This window comes from Streptomyces sp. NRRL S-118, assembly GCF_000716335.1.
GTDB lineage: Bacteria > Actinomycetota > Actinomycetes > Streptomycetales > Streptomycetaceae > Streptomyces.
The window spans coordinates 157,113-177,885 of sequence record NZ_KL591004.1 but is presented as its reverse complement, the minus strand read 5'-3'; the positions used below and the strand labels follow the sequence as shown (position 1 = coordinate 177,885).

General features: G+C 69.9%; 18 protein-coding genes, 1 pseudogene and 1 riboswitch. Of the genes and pseudogenes, 11 read left to right on the top strand and 8 right to left on the bottom strand.

Annotated elements, in window-relative coordinates:
• Positions 1 to 209 precede the first annotated feature (209 nt).
• Together IH00_RS0110130 and IH00_RS0110125 are read right to left on the bottom strand one after the other, a co-directional pair.
• Complete coding sequence (locus tag IH00_RS0110130) at positions 210 to 1,340, bottom strand: cystathionine gamma-lyase (RefSeq protein WP_234334811.1); 1,131 nt, start codon at positions 1,338 to 1,340, stop codon at positions 210 to 212.
• A 28-nt stretch (positions 1,341 to 1,368) separates the two neighbouring features.
• Positions 1,369 to 1,749, bottom strand: coding sequence for a phage holin family protein (locus IH00_RS0110125; protein WP_031071860.1), 381 nt, complete (start codon positions 1,747 to 1,749; stop codon positions 1,369 to 1,371).
• A gap of 50 nt (positions 1,750 to 1,799) precedes the next feature.
• Between IH00_RS0110125 and IH00_RS0110120 the strand changes: the two genes are divergently transcribed.
• The 4 genes from IH00_RS0110120 (at position 1,800) to IH00_RS0110105 (ending at position 4,089) form a co-directional block, all read left to right on the top strand.
• Positions 1,800 to 2,117: a cupin domain-containing protein gene (locus tag IH00_RS0110120; RefSeq protein WP_031071858.1), complete on the top strand. Its 318-nt coding sequence runs from the start codon at positions 1,800 to 1,802 to the stop codon at positions 2,115 to 2,117.
• A gap of 140 nt (positions 2,118 to 2,257) precedes the next feature.
• Positions 2,258 to 2,476 (top strand): DUF5326 family protein, encoded by a 219-nt coding sequence (locus tag IH00_RS0110115; protein ID WP_420710866.1) that lies wholly within the window; start codon positions 2,258 to 2,260, stop codon positions 2,474 to 2,476.
• A 262-nt stretch (positions 2,477 to 2,738) separates the two neighbouring features.
• Positions 2,739 to 3,509, top strand: coding sequence for an IclR family transcriptional regulator (locus tag IH00_RS0110110; RefSeq protein ID WP_031071853.1), 771 nt, complete (start codon positions 2,739 to 2,741; stop codon positions 3,507 to 3,509).
• A gap of 145 nt (positions 3,510 to 3,654) precedes the next feature.
• The gene (locus tag IH00_RS0110105) at positions 3,655 to 4,089 is read left to right on the top strand and encodes an SsgA family sporulation/cell division regulator (protein WP_031071851.1); all 435 of its coding nucleotides are present in this window, start codon (positions 3,655 to 3,657) and stop codon (positions 4,087 to 4,089) included.
• Positions 4,090 to 4,091: 2 nt separating this feature from the next.
• Here IH00_RS0110105 and IH00_RS0110100 read toward each other — a convergent pair whose 3' ends face one another.
• Positions 4,092 to 5,444, bottom strand: coding sequence for a YibE/F family protein (locus IH00_RS0110100; protein ID WP_031071849.1), 1,353 nt, complete (start codon positions 5,442 to 5,444; stop codon positions 4,092 to 4,094).
• A 71-nt stretch (positions 5,445 to 5,515) separates the two neighbouring features.
• A riboswitch (TPP riboswitch) is annotated at positions 5,516 to 5,650 on the top strand.
• Between IH00_RS0110100 and thiC the strand changes: the two genes are divergently transcribed.
• A complete protein-coding gene (gene thiC, locus IH00_RS0110095; RefSeq protein WP_031071847.1) occupies positions 5,644 to 7,431 on the top strand; it encodes a phosphomethylpyrimidine synthase ThiC in 1,788 nt (595 codons plus the stop codon). Its footprint overlaps the riboswitch before it by 7 nt.
• A gap of 65 nt (positions 7,432 to 7,496) precedes the next feature.
• Here the strand turns inward: thiC and IH00_RS40050 are convergent, their stop codons facing one another.
• On the bottom strand, positions 7,497 to 8,060 hold the full coding sequence (locus IH00_RS40050; protein ID WP_234334810.1) for a hypothetical protein: 564 nt from the start codon (positions 8,058 to 8,060) through the stop codon (positions 7,497 to 7,499).
• A gap of 290 nt (positions 8,061 to 8,350) precedes the next feature.
• Here IH00_RS40050 and IH00_RS43320 point away from each other — a divergent pair, with 290 nt between their 5' ends.
• Both IH00_RS43320 and IH00_RS45040 read left to right on the top strand, forming a co-directional pair.
• On the top strand, positions 8,351 to 8,491 hold the full coding sequence (locus IH00_RS43320) for a hypothetical protein (RefSeq protein WP_199819740.1): 141 nt from the start codon (positions 8,351 to 8,353) through the stop codon (positions 8,489 to 8,491).
• 84 nt (positions 8,492 to 8,575) lie between these two features.
• A pseudogene (locus IH00_RS45040) lies at positions 8,576 to 8,710 on the top strand (hypothetical protein); the annotation flags it as partial.
• A gap of 70 nt (positions 8,711 to 8,780) precedes the next feature.
• On the opposite strand, the gene IH00_RS0110075 reads toward IH00_RS45040, so the two are convergent.
• From IH00_RS0110075 to IH00_RS0110065, 3 genes are all read right to left on the bottom strand, one after another.
• A complete protein-coding gene (locus IH00_RS0110075) occupies positions 8,781 to 9,602 on the bottom strand; it encodes a membrane protein (RefSeq protein ID WP_031071841.1) in 822 nt (273 codons plus the stop codon).
• A 159-nt stretch (positions 9,603 to 9,761) separates the two neighbouring features.
• Positions 9,762 to 10,859, bottom strand: coding sequence for a metallophosphoesterase (locus tag IH00_RS0110070; RefSeq protein WP_267882555.1), 1,098 nt, complete (start codon positions 10,857 to 10,859; stop codon positions 9,762 to 9,764).
• A gap of 248 nt (positions 10,860 to 11,107) precedes the next feature.
• Positions 11,108 to 12,214 carry a LacI family DNA-binding transcriptional regulator gene (locus tag IH00_RS0110065; protein ID WP_031071837.1) on the bottom strand — a complete coding sequence of 369 codons (1,107 nt, stop codon included), beginning with the start codon at positions 12,212 to 12,214 and terminating at the stop codon, positions 11,108 to 11,110.
• 378 nt (positions 12,215 to 12,592) lie between these two features.
• On the opposite strand from IH00_RS0110065, the gene hisC reads away from it, so the two are divergent.
• Entirely contained in the window at positions 12,593 to 13,711 is a 1,119-nt protein-coding gene (gene hisC, locus IH00_RS0110060; RefSeq protein ID WP_031071834.1) for a histidinol-phosphate transaminase, read from the top strand.
• A gap of 13 nt (positions 13,712 to 13,724) precedes the next feature.
• Here hisC and IH00_RS0110055 read toward each other — a convergent pair whose 3' ends face one another.
• Positions 13,725 to 14,099 carry a cyclophilin-like fold protein gene (locus IH00_RS0110055; protein ID WP_031071832.1) on the bottom strand — a complete coding sequence of 125 codons (375 nt, stop codon included), beginning with the start codon at positions 14,097 to 14,099 and terminating at the stop codon, positions 13,725 to 13,727.
• Between the two features lie 195 nt (positions 14,100 to 14,294).
• Here IH00_RS0110055 and IH00_RS0110050 point away from each other — a divergent pair, with 195 nt between their 5' ends.
• The 3 genes from IH00_RS0110050 to cydD are packed head-to-tail and all read left to right on the top strand — an operon-like array spanning position 14,295 to position 20,500.
• Positions 14,295 to 15,812, top strand: a complete 1,518-nt coding sequence (locus tag IH00_RS0110050; protein WP_031071830.1) for a cytochrome ubiquinol oxidase subunit I — start codon at positions 14,295 to 14,297, stop codon at positions 15,810 to 15,812.
• Positions 15,813 to 15,844: 32 nt separating this feature from the next.
• On the top strand, positions 15,845 to 16,849 hold the full coding sequence (gene cydB, locus IH00_RS0110045; protein WP_031071828.1) for a cytochrome d ubiquinol oxidase subunit II: 1,005 nt from the start codon (positions 15,845 to 15,847) through the stop codon (positions 16,847 to 16,849).
• A 15-nt stretch (positions 16,850 to 16,864) separates the two neighbouring features.
• Positions 16,865 to 20,500 (top strand): thiol reductant ABC exporter subunit CydD, encoded by a 3,636-nt coding sequence (gene cydD / locus IH00_RS0110040; RefSeq protein WP_031071827.1) that lies wholly within the window; start codon positions 16,865 to 16,867, stop codon positions 20,498 to 20,500.
• Positions 20,501 to 20,773: the final 273 nt, after the last annotated feature.

Genomic DNA, 20,773 nt, shown 5'->3' with positions numbered 1-20,773 from the left:
ACGGTCACGGTCGCGTCACCTGACAGCGCCTCAGGCCGTCCAACTATAAATAAGTCGATAGGTCGCTGTCGCTACCGTGATTGGACACTGACGCAGAGTCAACTAGCCTTGTTCCACGCGGATCTCCACTGATCTCCGCGCGACAAGCCAGGACGGTCCGAGCCACGAGGGGGGAGGCTCGGACCGTCCTTTCCATGCGCCGCCCGTATTCATGCCGCCAGCTGTGCCGTCTCGTCGAGCGCCCGCAGCACATCGGCCACCAGGTCCTCGGCGTCCTCGGCCCCGACCGAGAAGCGGATGAAGCCCTCGGGCACGGCGTCGCCGCCCCACCGGCCGCGCCGCTCGGCGGTGGACCGCACCCCGCCGAAGCTGGTCGCGTCGTCCACCAGCCGCAGCGCCTCCAGAAAGCGCTCCGCCCGGCCGCGGTCGGGCAGGACGAAGGAGACGACCGACCCGTAGTGCCACATCTGTCCCGCGGCCACCTTGTGGGAGGGGTCGCCCGGCAGCCCGGGATAGCGCAGTCCCGAGACGTCGTCGCGCCGCATCAGAGCTTCGGCCAGCACCAGCGCGTTGGCGCACTGGCGCTCGACGCGCAGCGACAGCGTGGCCAGGGACCGGTGCGCGAGCCATGCCTCCAGGGGCCCGGGAATGGCGCCGACGATCTTGCGCCAGCGCCGTACCGAGGCGGCGAGCCGCGCATCGCGGCAGGCCACGTGCCCGAGCAGGACGTCACCGTGTCCGGTCATGCCCTTGGTGTCGCTGGCGACGGAGAAGTCGGCGCCCAGTTCCAGCGGACGCTGGCCGAGAGGCGTGGCGAGGGTGTTGTCGACGGCGACGACCGCGCCGCGGTCGTGCGCGGCCGCCACCAGCCGCCGGATGTCGCAGACGTCCAGCCCCGGGTTCGACGGCGTCTCGATCCACAACAGCCGTGCGCCGTCCAGCAGGGCCAGCTGCGCGTCGCCTCCGGTCGGCGCGGTGCGCACCTCGATCCCGTACGCCTCCAACTGCTCGCGCACCAGCGGCAGCGCCTGGTAGCCGTCGGACGGGAGGACCACCACGTCACCGGCCTTGAGCTGCGAGAACAGGACCGCGGAAACGGCGGCCATACCGGAGGCGAAGACGACGCTCTCGACGCCGTCCGGCTCGCCCGGCGCCTCCAGTTCGCTGATGGCCCGCTCCAGGTGTGTCCAGGTCGGGTTCTCGTCGCGTCCATAGGTGTACGGGCCGGTCGGCTCGCCGGGCAGGTGGTAGTGGGCTGCGAACACCGGCCCCGGCAGGGTCGGTTCGTACTTGTGGGGCTCGGGCAGACCGGCCCGTACCGCTCGCGTTCCGTCGCCCATGCGTGCTTCCTCCATCGATGCCCGGCCCTCAGTCCTTGCCCTCGGGGAGAATGACGTTCAGGGCCCAGGACACGACGGAGATGATCAGGCCGCCCAGGACGGCGGTCCAGAACCCCTCGACGTGGAAGTTCAGGTCGAGCACGTCGGCGAGCCACGAGGTCAGCAACAGCATCAGCGCGTTCACGACGAGGGTGAACAGCCCGAGCGTGAGAATGAACAGCGGCAGCGTGAGCAGCTTCACCACCGGCTTGACCAGGACGTTCACCACGCCGAAGACAAGGGCCACCAGGACCAGGGTCAGCGCCTTCCTTCCGGTGCTGTCACCGGTCAGCGTGATGTCCTGGAGCAGCCAGATCGCCACTGCCAGGGCACCTGCGTTCGCGATCGTCTTGACTAGGAAATTCATCATGTGTCTGATCGTGGCAGACAGCACTGGAGCGAGGGCAGGGGCGGACGGGCATGAAGGCATTCCGACTGGACGAGCTGGAGGCGGAGCGCGCCGCCAACGACGGCGCGTATCTGCAGTTCCTGCGCGAGCGGAACATGTCGGTGGGCCTGTACGCACTCGACGCGGGCGAGCTCGATCCCCAGAAGCCGCACAACGAGGACGAGGTGTACGTCATCGTCAGCGGTCGCGCGTCGATCACGGTCGGGATGGAGACGACTCAGGTCGGGCGGGGGAGCGTGGTGTACGTGCCGGCCGGTGTGCCGCACAAGTTCCACCACATCACCGAGGATCTGCGGGTGCTGGTGGTCTTTTCTCCGCCGGAGAGCTGACCTCCTCCCCTGAGGGGCCCTAGGGGGAGGATCAGGGGAGAGCAAGGGACGCCGGACCCCCGCCGGGCCCCGCCTCACCTCTAGCATCGAGGGCGTCAGGACGTACGGACGTACCGGTGTGCAGGGATGAGGTAGGGGCGATGGCGATGAAGGGGCTTCTGGCGGGGCTGCCGTGGTGGGTGAAGTGGGTGGCCATACCCCTGATCGCGGTGCTCGTCTTCGGCGGCATGATCGCCACCGTGGTCAGCGTGTTGATCGGGGTGCTGTTCAAGGTACTGCTGTTCGTCGCGCTCGTCGGCGGACTGATCTACGTCGTACGGAAGTTCCTGTCCTCCTCGTCGTCCCGCAGCGACTGGTGACGGCGGCGTCCGTGACCGCCGCGACCGGTGATCATGGCGCCGTCCGCGGCGACCGGCGGCGCCCGCGGCCGGACGCCTGCCCGCCCGGCCACCAGCTCGGGCGTTAGTCCGGGCGAGGGAACGGGGCCGGTGAAACCCGGCCTCCGAGCAGGCGCTGCCGTTAGAGTGGCCAGCCTTCGCCGTCCTTGAAGAACAAGGGTGGTCGCACGCCCTGTCCGCGGTCCACGGACCGCACCGGGGGCAATCCGCCCGGGGGTGACCTTTGGCCACGGAAACCAGCTCAGCGGCTCCAACCCTCATCGGCTCCGTCCAGCGGGCGCTGAGACTCCTGGAGGCCGTGGGCTCCCATGCCGACGGTGCCCCTGCCAAGCAGCTCGCCCGCGAGACGGGCCTGCCGCTTCCCACCGCGTACCACTTGCTGCGCACCCTGACCTACGAGGGCTATCTGCACCGCGTGGACGGTGTGTTCGTCATCGGTGACGCGGCCCGCCGCCTGGTGGCCGGCGGCGCTCCGCAGAATCGTCGCAGCAAGATCCAGGACTCGCTGGCGCAGGTGCGGGACCTGATCGGCGTCCCCCTCTACCTCGCGGTCTACCGCGACGGCGAGATCGAGTTGCTCGCCGTATCCGACACGCCTGCCGCCCCTGCCGTGGAGGAGTCGGCCGACTTCCGCGAGACGGGCCACGCCCATGCGATCGGCCAGTGCCTGCTCGGGCAGCTCGACGAGAAGGCCCGGCAGGACCACCTCGACCGCCATCCCGTGCAGCCGGTCACCCGGTACACCGTCCCCGACCGGCGGTCCCTGCTGGATCGCCTGGCACGCACCGGGCGGATACAGCCGTTGGTGGAGCGTCAGGAGTACGCGCTCGGCACGGTCTGCGCCGCCATTCCGATCCCGACGGGCTCGATGACGGCCGCCATGGCAATCTCCGTCCCCCTCCATGAGGAGGAACGGCTGTGGCCCGCTGTTGACCGGCTCCGCGGTGAAGTGGGCTGGCTGCTGCGTTCGCTCGACGTCTCTATCAGTATCTGAAAAATCACTCCTTGTGATCCTCCAGTGCCTCCAGGACGATGACGATCGAACTAAGAGGGCGGGTAGAGATCATTACTTGCCGTTATCGGCTCCGGCCTTCATCACATTGCTGTTCATCACTGCTTCATCCACTGCGGGGTACATGATGCACGAGTCGGTTCAGGCCGAGGTCCTGATGAGCTTCGTCGTATCCGAGGAGCTGGCCTTCAGGATCCCGGTCGAGCTCGGGTACGACACGACGGACCCCTTCGCGGTCCGGATGACCTTCCATCTGCCCGGTGACGCACCGGTGACCTGGACGTTCGGGCGGGAGCTGCTCCTGGACGGGATCAACGCGCCGACCGGTGACGGCGACGTGCACATCGCGCCGACCGGGTCCGAGGATCTGTCGGACGTCAGCATCCGGTTGCAGGTCGGCAGCGACCGGGCGCTGTTCCGGGCGGGCGTGCCGCCCCTGGTGGCGTTCCTCGACCGGACCGACAAGCTGGTGCCCCTGGGCCAGGAGCTCACCCTCGGTGACTTCGAGCAGCACCTGGAGGAGGCGCTCGGCCGGATCCTCGCCGAGGAGAACGCCGGCTGAGATCACTGCTTGCGACGACGGCCCCGTCCGCCGCGTCCGCTGCGTCCCGCCGGGGCCGCGGCGGCCGCGGGCCCCGGGCGGTCGCTGTCGTCCGGCCGGTCGGCCGAGACCACCAGGGCGGCCAGAGCCGTCGTGACCGGCACGGAGGCCACCAGCCCGATGGAGCCGACGAGGGTCCGTACGATCTCCTGTGCCACCAACTCGCTGTTGGCGACCGTCCCCACACTGCTCTCCGCGATCGAGAAGAGCAGCAGCAGGGGCAGCGACGCACCCGCATACGCCAGGACCAGCGTGTTGACCACGGAGGCGATGTGGTCACGTCCGATACGGATACCGGCGCGGTACAGGGCGCGGGGACCCATCTTCGGGTCGGCCTGGTGCAGTTCCCACACCGCGGACGTCTGGGTCACGGTCACGTCGTCGAGTACACCGAGGGAACCGATGATGATGCCGGCGAGCAGCAGACCCGACATGTCGATGTCCGGGTAGAGGCCGTGGATCAGACCGGTGTAGTCGTCGGTGTTGCCGGTGAGGGACGCCCATTCGATGAAGACCGAACCCAGCAGCCCGATCAGCAGCAGTGAGATGAGGGTGCCCAGCACGGCGACCGAGGTGCGGGCGGTGAGCCCGTGGCACAGGTACAGCGCCATCAGCATGATCGCGCTCGCCCCGACCACCGCCACGACCAGCGGATTCGAACCCTGGAGAATGGCCGGGAGGATGAAGACCGTCAGCACGATGAAGCTCGCCGCCAGGGCGATCAGCGCCATCACACCGCGCATCCGGCCGACGGCCACCACCGCCAGTGCGAAGATCCCGGCGAGCACCGCGATCGGGACCCTGCGGTCGACGTCGGTGACCGAGTACTGGAGGTCGCGGGGCGCGTCGGGCGCGTAGGCCACCACCACGCCCTGCCCTTCGTCGAGTTGGCGTGGCGAGTCGGGCTGTACGACCTCGACGAACCGGCGGCCCTGGTCCTTGCCCGTGGTGACCTCGACCGTCGCCTTCGCGCACTGCCCCTGCTGCGCGTTGACCGCCTCCCGGCCCTCCGGTGTCGTCGTGTCCCCGGTGGGCGGGACCTGGGCGGCGTTCACGTCCTTGCAGTCGACCCGCTCGACGCGGACGACCGTGCCCTGTTCGGTCTGCCGGTCGAAACCGACACCGGTGCGTTCATGTGCCGGCGCACCCCCTGGCCACAGCACGGCGAGACCCACGACCACCGCCGTGGCGAAGGGAATGAGGACAGCAGCGATGACCTTGCGCAGATGCTTGGAGACGGGCGCGGCAGGGCCATGGCTGTGCGTATGACCGTGCGCATGCCGGTCCGGCTCGGGTGTCTCGTGCGTGGAAGTCACCGACCGATCATCGCAAGAACCGAGGGGGCCCTCTGTTCAGCGTGGCCGGGAGGGCGCTAGCGTGGTGACACCTTTGCACACGCGGGAGCTCGGAGCACCGGGCTGAGAGGGCGCTGATATCCGTACGAAGAGTACGGAAACGGCTGCGTCGACCGCCGAACCTGTTACCGGGTAATGCCGGCGTAGGGAGTAGGTCACAATGACCGTTCAGGACGCACGCACGCCTGCCTCGGATCAGAACGACGAGGCCGGGAAGTCCGTCGGATGGCACAAGGGGTACATCGAGGGTTCGCGCCCCGACCTTCGCGTGCCGGTCCGCAAGGTGCACCTCACCAACGGCAAGGACGTGACGCTGTACGACACGTCAGGGCCCTACACCGATCCGCACGTCGAGACCGATGTGCGCCGCGGCCTGCCGCCGTTGCGGGAGAACTGGATCATCGGGCGCGGCGACACCGAGGAGTACGCCGGCCGCCCGGTCCGCCCGGAGGACGACGGGATCAAGCACACCTCGCCGCGCGGCGGGCTGCGCAACCTCGACGCCGTCTTCCCGGGCCGCCCGCGCCAGCCGCGCCGGGGCCGTGACGGGCAGGCGGTGACGCAGCTCGCGTACGCCCGCCGGGGCGAGATCACGCCGGAGATGGAGTACGTCGCGCTCCGCGAGAACGTCTCCCCGGAGGTGGTGCGTGAGGAGATCGCGGCCGGGCGCGCGGTGCTGCCGGCCAACGTCAACCACCCGGAGATCGAGCCGATGATCATCGGCAAGCGGTTCCTGGTGAAGGTCAACGCCAACATCGGCAACTCCGCCGTCACTTCCTCCATCGAGGAGGAGGTGGAGAAGATGACCTGGGCGACCCGCTGGGGTGCCGACACGGTCATGGACCTCTCCACCGGCCGGAACATCCACACCACCCGCGAGTGGGTGCTGCGCAACTCCCCCGTGCCGATCGGTACCGTGCCGCTCTACCAGGCTCTGGAGAAGGTCGACGGCAAGGCCGAGGAACTGAGCTGGGAGATCTACAAGGACACGGTCATCGAGCAGGCCGAGCAGGGCGTCGACTACATGACGGTCCACGCCGGAGTCCTGCTGCGGTACGTGCCGCTGACCGCGCGCCGCAAGACCGGCATCGTCTCCCGCGGCGGCTCGATCATGGCAGCGTGGTGCCTGGCGCACCACAAGGAGTCGTTCCTGTACGAGAACTTCGAGGAGCTCTGCGAGATCCTCGCCGCGTACGACGTGACGTACTCGCTCGGCGACGGCCTGCGGCCCGGCTCGATCGCCGACGCCAACGACGAGGCCCAGTTCGCCGAACTGCGCACGCTGGGCGAGCTCAACCGGATCGCCAAGCGGTACAACGTCCAGACGATGATCGAGGGCCCGGGCCATGTCCCGATGCACAAGATCAAGGAGAACATCGACCTCCAGCAGGAGATCTGCGAGGAGGCGCCGTTCTACACGCTCGGCCCGCTGACCACCGATGTCGCTCCGGCGTACGACCACATCACGTCGGGCATCGGCGCCGCGATGATCGCCTGGTGGGGCACCGCGATGCTCTGCTACGTGACGCCCAAGGAGCACCTGGGACTGCCCAACCGCGACGACGTGAAGACCGGTGTCATCACGTACAAGATCGCTGCCCACGCGGCGGACCTTGCCAAGGGGCACCCCGGGGCGCAGGAGTGGGACGACGCCCTGTCGGACGCCCGCTTCGAGTTCCGCTGGGAGGACCAGTTCAACCTGGCCCTCGACCCGGACACCGCGCGGGAGTTCCACGACGAGACGCTGCCTGCCGAGCCGGCCAAGACCGCCCACTTCTGCTCCATGTGCGGCCCGAAGTTCTGCTCGATGAAGATCAGTAGAAGCATCACAGAGCAGTTCGGCGGCGAGGCGGACGCCACCCCGAAGGAGATCGAGGCCGGGATGCTGGAGAAGTCCAAGGAGTTCGCGGCTTCCGGTAACCGCGTCTACCTTCCGCTCGCGGACTGATCAGCGGATGGCAGGCAACCGGCCGACGGCTACGGGGGCGTCGTCGGCCGGTCGTTCGCTTGTGATCAGGTTCGCTGGGCGTTCCGCAGCCGTTCCACCTGTCGACTGACCAGCTCGGCGGGAAACGACAGGGGTGTGCCTACCGAGAGCTCGGAGAACGTGGCGATCGTGTTCCCCGTACGTACCACGATGAACTGTTCGTTGCGGTCTCCGGGCATCTCCACCGCAGGCATGACCTCCCGGAAGGCAACTGCCTCGTCGCCGACCTGCGGTGGTGCCTCCGTCTTCACCGTCGCTTTGAACTTCCCGACCCAGCCTTCGCCCTCGTAGGACCGGCAGGTGGCGAGGGCCCGCTTGAGTTCTGCGAAGCGCTGTTCGGCCTGGTCACCCTCGTAGGAGGCAAGTGTCGAGCCGCCGCCCATGATGTTCTCCTTCCAGTTGAAGGTCTGGAAGACGTGAGCGAATGAACCCTCGCCCGAACGGGCGTCGATGAGGGGCTGGCAGGAGGGGTCGGATATGGGCGGGAACGTGCGCCCGCTGCCCTCCGGCATCGGTTCGCGTACCTCGATGGGCTCGTGGGCTTGCGGAACTTCTCCGCTCTTGAAGGCGAGGGTCTTGAGCTGGGCCATCGTCAGGGGTGTCACGAGGGACTTGGCCGGCGGGGTGGAGGACGACGCTCCAGCAGCGGCCTTCGGCTCCTGCGCTGGGGCACAGCCCGACATGAGGAACAGACCGATGACAGCTGCTACGGCTGACGTCGCCAACTGTGTCGTGCGGGCGTGCATGAGTCCCCCGATGACGGTGTGGAAGAGAGTCCGACGCTAGTGGCGCGCGTAGTCGGTGACCAGGGGGTTTCCCATTTTTTACGGATTGGGAGAGCGAACCAATGTCTGCCGATCTACGGACCATCCTTCAGTCGATGAAGATCAGCAGAAGCATCACAGAGCAGTTCGGCGGTGAGGCGGACGCCACCCCGGAGGAGATCGAGGCCGGGATGCTGGAGAAGTCGAAGGAGTTCGCGGCCGCTGGCAACCGCGTCTACCTTCCGCTGGCTGACTGACCTGCGCAAACGAGGCTGACCGACGGCATTCCGGGGGGAGTCGTCGGTCAGCCTTCGTCGTTCTGCGGACTGATCCTTTGACGGATGAAGATCTCGCAGGACATCCGGCGGGAGCACGGCGGCGATCTGAAGCAGGACGAAATCGAGGCGGGGATGGCGGAGAAGTCCGCCGAGTTCGCCGCTGCGGGGAACCGGGTCTATCTGCCGTTGGCGGACTGACCCCGGCCGCGTGGACGCGGCGCCAGGCCCTCGAACGGATGTTTCACGTGAAACAGAGCCCATGCACCGGTCAGTCCGGCTGGTGCTCCGGGCCGCCGAAGTCCGGACTGGTGAAGTCCGGGCTGGTGAACGTGGGTCGCGGCGCCGTGCCGCCCTCGCTGGGACTGGAGAAGTCGGGGCCGCTGTAACCGACCTTCGGCAATTGCCCGACCCTGCGCGGAGGGGCTCCGGAGGCGGGGTCGGCGCTCGGGTCGGCCAGGGCGTCCCGCAGGAACGGCATGATGCCCCGCTCCAGCAGGGCATGGCGCCATGCCTCTCGCGCGCGGGCGACTTCGTCGGGCAGGTCGTCGCCCGGTTCGTGCGCGGGCACCTGCGTGGAGCTGTTGCGCAGGGCCGTGACCAGCAGGCCGACGGCGGCGACCAGGATCCCCAGCGCCGTGACCGCGGCGAAGAACCAGCCGGCCGTCAGGAGCGGCTCGGCGAAGGACGGCGCCGGGTCGAGGGCCATCAGCAGATAGCCGACCAGCAGGAAGATGACCGCGGCGGTACCGGCGAGCACCGGGGCCAGGACGGTGACGACGACACCGAGCCCGGCGCCCGGGCCGGCCGCCGAGTCGTCGTCGCCGGACAGCATGGAGCCGATGGTGGAGGCGGGTGCGGGCGTACGCGCTTCCTCGCGCACCTGCACGAAGTGGTCGTACTCGGTCGCGGCGGCCTGGGTGATCAGTGCCGTCGCGTTCAGGGCCATGGTGCGCAGTTGTTCGGCGTTGAGCCGTTTGCCGATCGCGTCGAGTTCCGGACGTTCGTGCGCGTTGCGCAGTGCCTCGTCGAGGAGGCGCTCGTACTCGGAGCGGTCCTCGGTCAGCAGGTGCGGAGCGCTTTTCATGTGCATCCCCCGATGCTCCGTAGGGCCTGTTTGCCCGCGTAGAACGGGCAGTCGGGCGGAAACGGAGGAGAGCCTGCTACGGATAAGCCGATGGTAGAGCGGTTACGGCAAAGGGTGACAGAGGAATTCCGGAAATCGCCTGTCTCGGCTCCGCTGCGTGATGTCTCAGGGAGAGAGCGGGAGTTGAACGACCAGCAGCTTTCCGGCCATGGTCACACCGCCGTCCATGGCGATGGCGAGGCCGTCGGCGTACACGTGCGGACCGGCGACCGAGGGGCCGGCGCTGTCCTCGCCGTCCTCGGAGCCCACCTCGCCCAGGAGGTAGGGGATGGGGCTGTGGCCGTGCACGACGCGTTCCCCGCCGTAGGCGTCGAGCAGTTCCCGTACGGCCGTGGGACCGCCCTCGTCGCGGAAGGCGAAGCGTTTGGTGAGCTTGCGGAACAGGTCCCAGCACTCGTCGGCGTCGTTGCGGGTGAGGATCTCGTGGACGGTGTCGTTGACGTCCTCGACGGTGGAGCCGTACTCCAGGTAGGCGGTGGTGTCGGAGTGGAGCAGCAGGTGCCCGTCCTCCTCGACCACCGCGTCCAGCCGGGACATCCACTGGAGGTGAACGTCCTGGAGACGGTCCATGTCGCTCTTCTGGCCGCCGTTGAGCAGCCAGGCCGCCTGGAAAGTGGCCGTGCCGGCACCGGAGTTGACGGGGGTGTCGCCGAACCGCTTCGCGCCGATCAGCAGCAGCTCGTGGTTGCCCATGAGCGCCTTGCAGTAGCCGCCCGCAGCCGCGGCCTCGGCGGACAGCCGCATGACGAGGTCGATGACGCCGATGCCGTCGGGGCCGCGGTCGGTGAAGTCGCCGAGGAACCAGAGCCGGGCGTTGCCCGCGGCCCAGCGTCCTTCGGCGTCGATGAGGCCCTGCTCGCGCAGTGCGGCGACCAGCTCGTCGAGGTAGCCGTGGACGTCGCCGACCACGTACAGCGGGCCGGGGCCGGCATGCGGATCGGGGGCGGTGACGGGCGCCGGGGCGGGGGCCTCCGGCGGGTCGACGGTCACCTGCACGGTGTCGCCACGGTTGATCACCGGGAGGTCCCGCTCCGTCGGCGTGTAGCCCTCGGGGAACTCGCCTTCAGGGAAGGCGTTCCCGGGGTGTGCGGCGTGGTCCTGCACCGGTACCTGGGCGTACGGCGGTACGCGGAAGTCACGCAACGTCGCCGTCCGCACCACGGGTCCTTGACCGGCCCCCTGAGTCATCGACCCCTCCACCACCGTCGCGACGCCCTACACCTGGCAGACCGGCCTGGTCGGGGCGGTCCGCGGTGTCGTCCGCCCATCATAGGAATGAGGCCCGAGCTGTGTGACGCACCAGGGGTGGTGAATCCGGGTGCGCCCCGGGCTCACCGGCCGTTTCGTCCCGATTGGGGAGGTCTGTCCTGTCCTTGCCCCTGTCCCTGCCCGGGCCTGTCGCTGACGTGTCGCCGACCCGTGAGCGGGTCCGCTCCGTTCCGCGACCGGAGTCACTCCTGGGACGGCGACCTGGGAGGACTGACGGTCGTACGGGTGGAGCGTCGCTGGGAGGACGTCCGGACGATGAGCTCCGTCGGTATCACCTGCTCGACCGGCCGGTCGGCGTCGATGCCCTCGATGGCGTCGATGAGCAGCTGGACGACCGCGGTGCCGATCCGGCGCGGTTTGAGGGACAGCGTGGTGATGGGCGGCTCGGTGGCGGCGTACACCGTGGATTCGCTGCAGCACACGAGCAGCAGGTCGTCGGGGACGCGCAGGCCGTAGCGCCGTGCCGCGGCGAGCAGGTCGGTGCCGTTGGGGTCGAAGAGACCGTAGACGGCGTCCGGGCGGTCCGGGCGTGCGAGCAGCCGGTCGGCGGCGACGGCCCCGGCGCACGGGTCGTGGGCCGGGTAGGCCTCGTACACCGGGTCCTGGCCCACGCGCTCGCACCAGCTGAGGTACGCGCTGGTGGAGAGCCGCGTGTAGGTGTCGGTGCTGGTGCCGGTGAGCAGGCCGATCCGGCGGGCGCCGGCGGCTGCGAGGTGGTCGAGCAGATCGAGTACGGCGGCCTCGTGGTCGTTGTCGACCCAGGCGGTGACCGGAACCGTTCCGGCGGGGCGGCCGTCGGAGACGACGGGCAGCCCTTGGCGGACGAGCTCCGTGACCACCGGGTCGTGGTCGGAGGGGTCGATGACGACGGTGCCGTCGAGGGCGACGTTCGACCAGACGTCGTGGCGTGAGGTGGCGGGCAGGATGACCAGGGCGTAGCCGCGGGCGAGCGCGGCGGAGGTGGCGGCCCGGGCCATCTCGGCGAAATAGGCGAATTCGGTGAAGGTGAAAGGTTCATCCCCGTAGGTCGTCACCGTCAGGCCGATGAGGCCGGACTTGCCGGTACGGAGCGTGCGGGCCGCGGCCGACGGGCGGTAGCCCAGCCGGTCGGCGACCTCGCGGACATGGCGGCGGGTGGCGTCCGGGAGCCGGCCCTTGCCGTTGAGCGCGTCGGAGACAGTCGTGATGGAGACCCCGGCTGCGGCGGCCACGTCCCGGATGCCCGCTCGACCCTGCCGGCTTCCCCGGGTCTGTGCCCGGCTCACCTGGTGCTTCCCTGCTGCTGTCATGGCGAGCCGATAGTAGGGCGATGGCGGGCGGTTGAGCCGGTCGCATATTCACTCGTTGACAGGCACGATTCTGCATGGTCGGCTCCCCGCAATTGCCTTGTTTTGCAAGGCAGTTGGGCCTTTTCTCTTGGCACGGCCAGATGTGGGTGCGTACGGTCCGGCCACATGGCCGAGGTCTCGGTGAGGGCTCAACTCACCTCTACGGGGGATGCGCGCCACGGCGTGAGCCACCGGCGCGCGCCGTCCCGGGAGCGCTCCCCCTGTCCTGCCGCCCGGCGGCGGGCGTGCGGCATTCGTCGTCCTGAAGCCATTCGCACAGCGGCCGAATCCTCATAGGGTGAGAAGTATTGGTGGTACGCACGGTCGAGGAGGACCACAGTGAGCGAGACGAGCGGGAAGAGCGGCGCGAGCGGCACGGGCCCGAAGCTGCGGGCCGCGCTGGACGGCATTCCCACGTACAAGCCGGGCAAGCCCGCCGCGAGCGCCGGTGAGGGCAAGCCGGTCGCCTACAAGCTGTCCTCCAACGAGAACCCCTACCCGCCGCTGCCCGGCGTGCTGGAGTCGGCGATGGCCGCCGCGGGCGCTTTCAACCGCTACCCCGATGCGGCCTGCACCGGGCTGATGGCCGAGATCTCCGAGCGCTTCGGGGTACCGGTGACGCACCTGGCCACGGGCACCGGCTCGGTGGGCGTGGCGCAGCAGCTCGTCCAGAGCACCGCCGGTCCGGGCGACGAGGTGCTGTACGCCTGGCGGTCCTTCGAGGCGTACCCGATCATCGCGCAGATCAGCGGTGCCACTCCGGTGCAGGTCCCGCTGACCGAGGGTGATGTGCACGACCTGGACGCGATGGCGGATGCGATCACCGACCGGACGCGGCTGATTTTCATCTGCAACCCCAACAACCCCACGGGCACGGTGGTGCGCCGGGCCGAGCTGGAGCGGTTCCTGGACCGGGTTCCGTCCGATGTGCTGGTGGTGCTGGACGAGGCGTACCGCGAGTTCATCCGGGACTCCGAGGTGCCGGACGGGATCGAGATCTACCGCAACCGGCCGAACGTGGCCGTCCTGCGGACGTTCTCCAAGGCGTACGGGCTGGCCGGGCTCCGGGTGGGTTTCGCCGTCGCCCACGAGCCGGTCGCCGCGGCCCTGCGCAAGACGGCGCTGCCCTTCTGCGTGAGCCAGCTCGCGCAGGACGCGGCGGTGGCCTCGCTGCGTGCCGAGGACGCACTGCTGGGGCGCGTTGGCTCCTTGGTGTGTGAGCGCACGCGGGTCTACGACGGGCTGGTGGCCCAGGGCTGGACGGTGCCCGAGACGCACGCCAACTTCGTGTGGCTGCGGCTGGGCGAGGCGACCGCGGGTTTCGCGGCGGCCTGCGAGGAGGCCGGTGTGGTCGTGCGGCCGTTCGCCGGTGAGGGCGTGCGGGTGACGATCGGCGAGAGCGAGGCCAACGACATCTTCCTGCGGGTGGCGGAGTCCTACCGCAAGGAGAAGTTCTGACGGGCGGGCCGCGCTAGTCGGTCACCAGCTCGACGCGCACCGGGTCGCCGTCGCGGACGGTGGCGAGGACGCGCGGGTCCCCGTCGAGCCGGCCCAGGACGTTGCACCGGCTCGCGAGGCGGCATTCGTCACCCCGCGAGACCGGGGTGGGCCCGTACGGCAGGGCCAGCGCGTCGCCCTCGGTCCAGAAGGCGACGGTGCCGGGTTCCACCACCTGGCGGGCGTCCGCCTCCAGGGCGGTGGAGACGGGTGTGTCGAAGTAGACCTCCTCGCCCCAGCTGCGGGCGGTGGAGGTGATCGGGAGGACCCCTGCGAGCGCCTTGCTCGTGGGGGTTTCCTCGATGGTCGCGGTCGTGTGGCCGGCGGGCCAGGAGATACGTATCTGCACCCGCTGGATTCAACAAGATGTTGAAGTTTTCCGGTAGAGGTACCCCCGGGTACCGCTACGGATTTCGTGTGAGTCATAATTGCTTGTGATTGTGAACGCATTCACAAGCTCGCCTGGTTCCTCCCGGGATCCGCCGGAATCAGGTGGGCGGTGGGGGCGCACGACGACCCTGCACGGCCGTAAGGAGAAGATGTCGTGGACCTGGCTCTGGCGCCAGAGACGCTGGCGCGGTGGCAGTTCGGTATCACTACCGTCTACCACTTCCTCTTCGTTCCCCTGACGATCTCCCTCGCCGCCCTCACTGCCGGTCTGCAGACCGCTTGGGTGCGGACGGAGAAGGAGAAGTACCTCAAGGCGACGAAGTTCTGGGGAAAGCTGTTCCTGATCAATATCGCGATGGGTGTGGTCACCGGCATCGTGCAGGAGTTCCAGTTCGGCATGAACTGGTCCGACTACTCGCGCTTCGTCGGTGACGTCTTCGGCGCGCCGCTCGCCTTCGAGGCGCTCATCGCCTTCTTCTTCGAGTCGACGTTCATCGGGCTGTGGATCTTCGGCTGGGACAAGTTGCCGAAGAGGATCCACCTGGCCTGTATATGGATGGTCTCGATCGGCACCATCCTGTCCGCGTACTTCATCCTGGCGGCGAACTCCTGGATGCAGCACCCGGTCGGCTACCGGATCAACGCGGCCACCGGGCGGGCGGAGCTGACCGACTTCTGGGCGGTGCTCAGCCAGAACACCACCGTGACCCAGGTCTTCCACACCATGTCCGCGGCCTTCCTCACCGGTGGGGCGTTCATGGTCGGCATCGCCGCGTACCACCTGGCCCGCACGAAGCACGTCCCGGTCATGAAGACCTCGCTGCGGCTCGGACTGGTCACCGTCGTGGTCGGCGGCATGCTGACCGCGATCAGCGGTGACTTCCTCGGCAAGGTCATGTACCAGCAGCAGCCGATGAAGATGGCCGCGGCCGAGGCGCTGTGGGACGGCGAGAGCCCCGCGCCCTTCTCGATCTTCGCGTACGGAGACGTCGACAAGGGCCACAACAAGGTCGCCGTCGAGATACCCGGCCTGCTGTCCTTCCTCGCGCACAGCGACTTCGAGTCGTACGTCCCCGGCATCAACGACACCAATGAGGCGCTCCAGGAGAAGTACGGCCCCGGCGACTACCGGCCCAACATCCCCGTCGCGTACTGGGGATTCCGGTGGATGATCGGCTTCGGCATGGCGTCCTTCTCGCTCGGGCTCCTCGGGCTGTGGCTGACCCGCAAGCGGTTCCTGCTGCCGAAGCGGCTGCGGGTGGGCGACGACGAGGTGCCGAACCTGGTGCTCTTCCGCAAGCCCCTGAGCCCCAAGCTCACCAAGCTGTACTGGCTGGGCGCCCTGTGGACGCTCGGCTTCCCGCTCATCGCCAACTCGTGGGGCTGGATCTTCACCGAGATGGGCCGCCAGCCGTGGGTGGTGTACGGGGTGCTGCGGACACGTGACGCCGTTTCCCCCGGTGTGTCCCAGGCCGAGGTGCTCATCTCGCTGATCGTCTTCACCGCGCTCTACGCCGTGCTCGCCGTGATCGAGGTCAAGCTCCTCGTCAAGTACGTCAAGGCCGGGCCGCCCGAGCTCACCGAGTCCGACCTCAACCCGCCCACCAGGATCGGCGGCCACGACCGCGACGCCGATCGTGAGGCCGACCGGCCGATGGCCTTCTCGTACTGATGGCCCTTCACTCGAGGACTGGGAGCTGAGGCATGGAACTCCACGACGTCTGGTTCGTCGTCATCGCCGTCCTGTGGACGGGCTACTTCTTCCTGGAGGGATTCGACTTCGGAGTCGGTGTCCTGACCAAGCTGCTCGCCCGGAACCGGGTCGAGAAGCGGGTGCTCATCAACACCATCGGACCCGTCTGGGACGGCAACGAGGTCTGGCTGCTGACCGCCGGCGGCGCGACCTTCGCCGCCTTCCCGGACTGGTACGCCACGCTCTTCTCCGGCTTCTACCTTCCGCTGCTGCTCATCCTGGTCTGCCTGATCGTGCGCGGTGTCGCCTTCGAGTACCGCGCCAAGCGGCCCGAGGAGCGGTGGCAGCACAACTGGGAGCAGGCGATCTTCTGGACCTCGCTCATCCCCGCCTTCCTGTGGGGCGTCGCCTTCGGCAACATCGTGCGGGGCGTGAAGATCGACGCGTCCAAGGAGTACGTCGGAACGCTCTTCGACCTCCTCAACCCGTACGCGCTGCTGGGCGGGCTGGTCACCCTGACGCTGTTCACCTTCCACGGCGCGGTCTTCACCGCGCTCAAGACCGTCGGTGACATCCGGGTCCGGGCGCGGAAGCTCGCGCTCACGCTGGGACTGGTCACCGCCGCTCTGGCGCTCGGCTTCCTGAGCTGGACGCAGTTCTCGCGCGGTGACGGTACGAGCCTGGTGGCGATGGCCGTGGCCGTGGTGGCGCTGGTCGGGGCGGTCGGGGCCATCAAGGCGGGGCGTGAGGGGTGGTCGTTCGCGCTGTCGGGCGTCACGATCGCGGCCGCCGTCGCGATGCTCTTCCTGACGCTCTTCCCGAACGTCATGCCGTCCTCGCTGAACCCGGACTGGAGTCTCACGGTCACCAATTCCGCCTCCAGCCCCTACACGCTCAAGATCATGAGCTGGTGCGCAGCCATCGCCACGCCGTTGGTCCTGCTGTACCAGGGCTGGACGTACTGGGTGTTCCGCAAGCGGATCGGCACCCAGCACATCGCCGACGCCGCTCACTAGTGGGGAATGTTTCACGTGAAACCGATCGACCCGCGTCTGCTCCGGTACGCCCGTGCCACCCGTCTGTTCCTGGCCGGAGTGGTGGTGCTCGGCCTGCTCGGCGCGGGGCTGGTCGTCGTCCAGGCGATGCTCATCGCCGAGGTGGTGGTCGGCGCCTTCCAGCAGGGACGTGACGTCTCCGGCTCTGCGGCGCCCCTGGCGCTGCTGGCGGCGGTCTCGGTGGGGCGGGGGCTGGTCGCCTGGCTGACCGAGCTCGCCGCCCACCGGGCCGCCGCGGCGGTCAAGTCCGAGCTGCGCGGCCGGTTGCTGGAGCGCTCGGCCGCCCTCGGGCCGGGGTGGCTGGGCCGGCAGCGGGTGGGGTCGCTGGTGGCGCTGGCCACACGAGGAGTCGACGCGCTCGACGACTACTTCGCGCGGTACCTGCCGCAACTGGGGCTGGCGGTGGTGGTGCCGGTGGCGGTCCTGGCGCGGATCGTCACGGAGGACTGGGTGTCGGCGGCCGTCATCGTGGTGACACTGCCCCTGATCCCGATCTTCATGGTGCTCATCGGCTGGGCCACCCAGGCCCGCATGGACCGGCAGTGGAAGCTGCTGTCGCGCCTGTCCGGGCACTTCCTGGACGTGGTGGCCGGGCTGCCCACTCTGAAGGTGTTCGGCCGGGCTAAGGCACAGGCCGAGTCGATCAGAGCGATCACATCGGAGTACCGGCAGGCGACGGTGCGGACGCTGCGGATCGCGTTCCTGTCGTCCTTCGCGCTGGAGCTGCTGTCGACGCTGTCGGTCGCCCTGGTGGCGGTCGGCGTCGGCATGCGGCTGGTCCACGGGGACCTGGACCTCTACACGGGGCTGGTCATCCTGATCCTGGCGCCCGAGGCGTACCTGCCGCTCCGGCAGGTGGGGGCGCAGTACCACGCGGCGGCGGAGGGGCTGTCGGCCGCGGAGGAGATCTTCGCCGTACTGGAGACCCCGGTACGGGACACCGGCGCCGGTGTCGCGCCGGCCTCGGTGCGCATCGAGCTGGACCGTGTCACCGTGCGGCACCCGGGGCGGACGGAGCCGTCGCTGGACGCGGCCTCGCTGGTCGTCGAACCGGGCGAGACGGTCGCGCTGGTCGGGCCGAGCGGGGTGGGCAAGTCCACCCTCCTGGATGTGGTGCTGGGCTTCGTGGAGCCGGTGGCCGACGGGGGCCGGGTCCTCGTCGGCGGTGCCGACCTCCGGTCGCTGGACCTGGACCGGTGGCGCGAACGCATCGCCTGGGTCCCGCAGCGGCCGTACCTCTTCGCCGGGACCATCGCGGAGAACGTGCGGCTGGCCCGGCCCGGCGCGGACGACGAGGCCGTGGCGCGGGCGCTGCGCGACGCGGGCGCGGCCGAGTTCGTCGACGCCCTGCCGGCGGGGGCGGGAACGGTGCTGGGCGAGGACGGCGCCGGCCTGTCGGCGGGCCAGCGGCAGCGGCTCGCCCTCGCGCGGGCGTTCCTCGCGGACCGGCCGGTGCTGCTGCTCGACGAGCCGACGGCGGCGCTGGACGGCGAGACCGAGGCTGGGGTGGTGGACGCGGTGCGGCGGCTCGCCGCCGGGCGGACCGTGCTGCTGGTGGTCCACCGGCCGGCGCTGCTGGCGGTGGCGGACCGGGTGGTGGAGTTGCGGGTCTCCCCCGCCGGACCCCCCGCCGGGAGCGCGGCCCGGGCCGGGGCCGTGGGTGGAGCGGGTAGCCCCTCGTGGGGTGGCCGCATGGACGCGGAGGTCGCGGCGCAGGCCGCGTCCGCGGAGGGCGCGGGCGCGGGACGCGGCGACGACGGCGTCCCTGCGGCCGCGGGCACGGGAGCCTCGGGACACCCGGACAGGCCCGGCGCAGGGGCGCCTGGCCGCGGAGTGCTGCGCCGGGTCCGCGACACGGCGGGGGAGTGGCGGGGCCGGCTGTGGGCGGCGCTCGCTCTGGGGAGTTTGGCCCTGGGCTCGGCCGTGGGACTCATGGCCGTGTCCGGATGGCTGATCTCGCGGGCCTCCGAAAAGCCGCCCGTGCTGTACCTGATGGTGGCCGTGACGGCGACCCGCGCGTTCGGCATCGGGCGGGCCGTGTTCCGGTACGCCGAGCGTCTGGTGTCGCACGACACCGTGCTGCGCATGCTCGCCGATCTCAGGGTCGCCGTGTACCGCAGGCTGGAGCGCGTCGCTCCCGCCGGGTTGCGCACGGCGCGCCGCGGTGACCTGCTGTCGCGGCTCGTCGCCGACGTGGACGCCCTCCAGGACTACTGGCTCCGCTGGTTGCTGCCCGCCGGGAGCGCCGCGCTCGTGGGCGCGGGTGCCGTCGGGTTCACCGCGTGGCTGCTGCCCGAGGCCGGTCTCGTCCTGGCTCTGGGCCTGATGGCCGCGGGGGTCGGCGTGCCGCTGCTCAGCGGTGCCTGTGCGCGGCGGGCCGAGCGGCGCCTGGCCCCCGCGCGCGGTGTGCTGGCGGTGAGGATCGTCGACCTGATGCGCGGCTGCGCCGAGCTCACGGTGTCCGGGGCACTGCGGAGCCGTACGGAGCGGGTGCGCGAGGCCGACCGCCTGCTCACCCGCATCGCCGAGCGACAGGCCACGGCCACCGCGCTCGGCGGCGGGCTGTCGGCCCTGGTCGCCGGCCTGACGGTCGCGGCTGCGGCGCTCGTGGGGGTGCAGGCGGTACGGGACGGACGGATCGAGGGCGTGGCGCTCGCGGTCGTCGTCCTCACGCCGCTCGCGGCGTTCGAGACGGTCGCCGGGCTCCCCCTGGCCGTCCAGTACCGCCAGCGGGTCAAGCGCAGTGCCGAGCGGGTGTACGAGGTGCTCGACGCGCCCGTCCCCGTACAGGAGCCGCAGCGGCCGGTGGCGCCACCGGCGGGGCCGTTCCCGCTGGAGGTGCGCGGGCTCGCCGCCCGGTACCCCGGCCAGGACCGTGACGCCCTCGCCGGCTTCACGCTGCGGCTGGAGGCGGGCCGGCGGGTCGCCGTCGTCGGTGCGTCCGGCTCCGGCAAGACCACCGTGGCGCAGGTGCTGCTGCGCTTCCTGGACGCCCGCGCGGGCACGTACCGGATCGGCGGCGTGGACGCGACCGCGCTCGACGGTGACGAGGTACGCCGCTCCGTCGGACTGTGTGCCCAGGACGCGCACCTCTTCGACAGCACGGTCCGCGAGAACCTCCGCCTGGCCCGTCACGGTGCCGACGACGGCGACCTGCGGCGCGCCCTGGACCGGGCCCGGCTGCTGGACTGGGTCGACGCGCTGCCCGACGGCCTGGACACCCTCGTGGGGGAGCACGGCGCCCAGTTGTCGGGCGGTCAGCGCCAGCGGCTGGCGCTCGCCCGGGCACTGCTGGCCGACTTCCCCGTCCTGGTCCTCGATGAGCCCGCCGAGCACCTCGACCTCACCACGGCCGACGCGCTCACCGACGACCTGCTGCGGGCGACCGAGGGACGCACCACCGTGCTGATCACCCACCGGCTCAAGGGCCTCGACGCGGTCGACGAGGTCGTCGTCCTGGAGGACGGCCGGACCGTGCAGCACGGCCCGTACGCCGAACTCGCCGCGGTCGAAGGGCCGCTGCGACGCATGCTGGAGCGCGAGCGGGCGACGGAAGGGCTGCGGGAGGGACAGTCCGAGGGGCTGCGGGTGGGACAGCCGACGGGGCGATGAGCTGATCAACGGAGCCCCGACTTTCCGTAATGGAACGGACTTACTGCGCTCAAGGGCATGACAGATGCCCTCCGGCCGCGGCCCGGGCCACGCACGGCCTGGAGGGGGAGGGGCCTGCCGGGCATCGGCGCGGACGGAGGCGGGACGACGGTGGCCTGGGAGGCGCCGCTCGGCCCGACGCGGACGCCGCCGACCGGGGGAGCACGGGCGTGCCCCAGGGGGTGTACGGACGTAGGCCGGTCGGCGGTAGACGACGCCCGGGTGCACGGGAAG

Excerpts from the sequence above, each read along its gene's own strand:
- IH00_RS0110105 (WP_031071851.1), top strand. The coding sequence starts at position 3,655 with ATGCACGAGTCGGTTCAGGCCGAGGTCCTGATGAGCTTCGTCGTATCC.
- IH00_RS0110130 (WP_234334811.1), bottom strand. The coding sequence starts at position 1,340 with ATGGGCGACGGAACGCGAGCGGTACGGGCCGGTCTGCCCGAGCCCCAC.
- IH00_RS43320 (WP_199819740.1), top strand. The coding sequence starts at position 8,351 with ATGAAGATCAGCAGAAGCATCACAGAGCAGTTCGGCGGTGAGGCGGAC.
- IH00_RS0110115 (WP_420710866.1), top strand. The coding sequence starts at position 2,258 with ATGGCGATGAAGGGGCTTCTGGCGGGGCTGCCGTGGTGGGTGAAGTGG.
- IH00_RS0110065 (WP_031071837.1), bottom strand. The coding sequence starts at position 12,214 with ATGACAGCAGCAGGGAAGCACCAGGTGAGCCGGGCACAGACCCGGGGA.
- IH00_RS0110125 (WP_031071860.1), bottom strand. The coding sequence starts at position 1,749 with ATGATGAATTTCCTAGTCAAGACGATCGCGAACGCAGGTGCCCTGGCA.
- thiC (WP_031071847.1), top strand. The coding sequence starts at position 5,644 with ATGACCGTTCAGGACGCACGCACGCCTGCCTCGGATCAGAACGACGAG.
- IH00_RS40050 (WP_234334810.1), bottom strand. The coding sequence starts at position 8,060 with ATGGCCCAGCTCAAGACCCTCGCCTTCAAGAGCGGAGAAGTTCCGCAA.
- cydB (WP_031071828.1), top strand. The coding sequence starts at position 15,845 with ATGGAACTCCACGACGTCTGGTTCGTCGTCATCGCCGTCCTGTGGACG.
- IH00_RS0110120 (WP_031071858.1), top strand. The coding sequence starts at position 1,800 with ATGAAGGCATTCCGACTGGACGAGCTGGAGGCGGAGCGCGCCGCCAAC.
- IH00_RS0110075 (WP_031071841.1), bottom strand. The coding sequence starts at position 9,602 with ATGCACATGAAAAGCGCTCCGCACCTGCTGACCGAGGACCGCTCCGAG.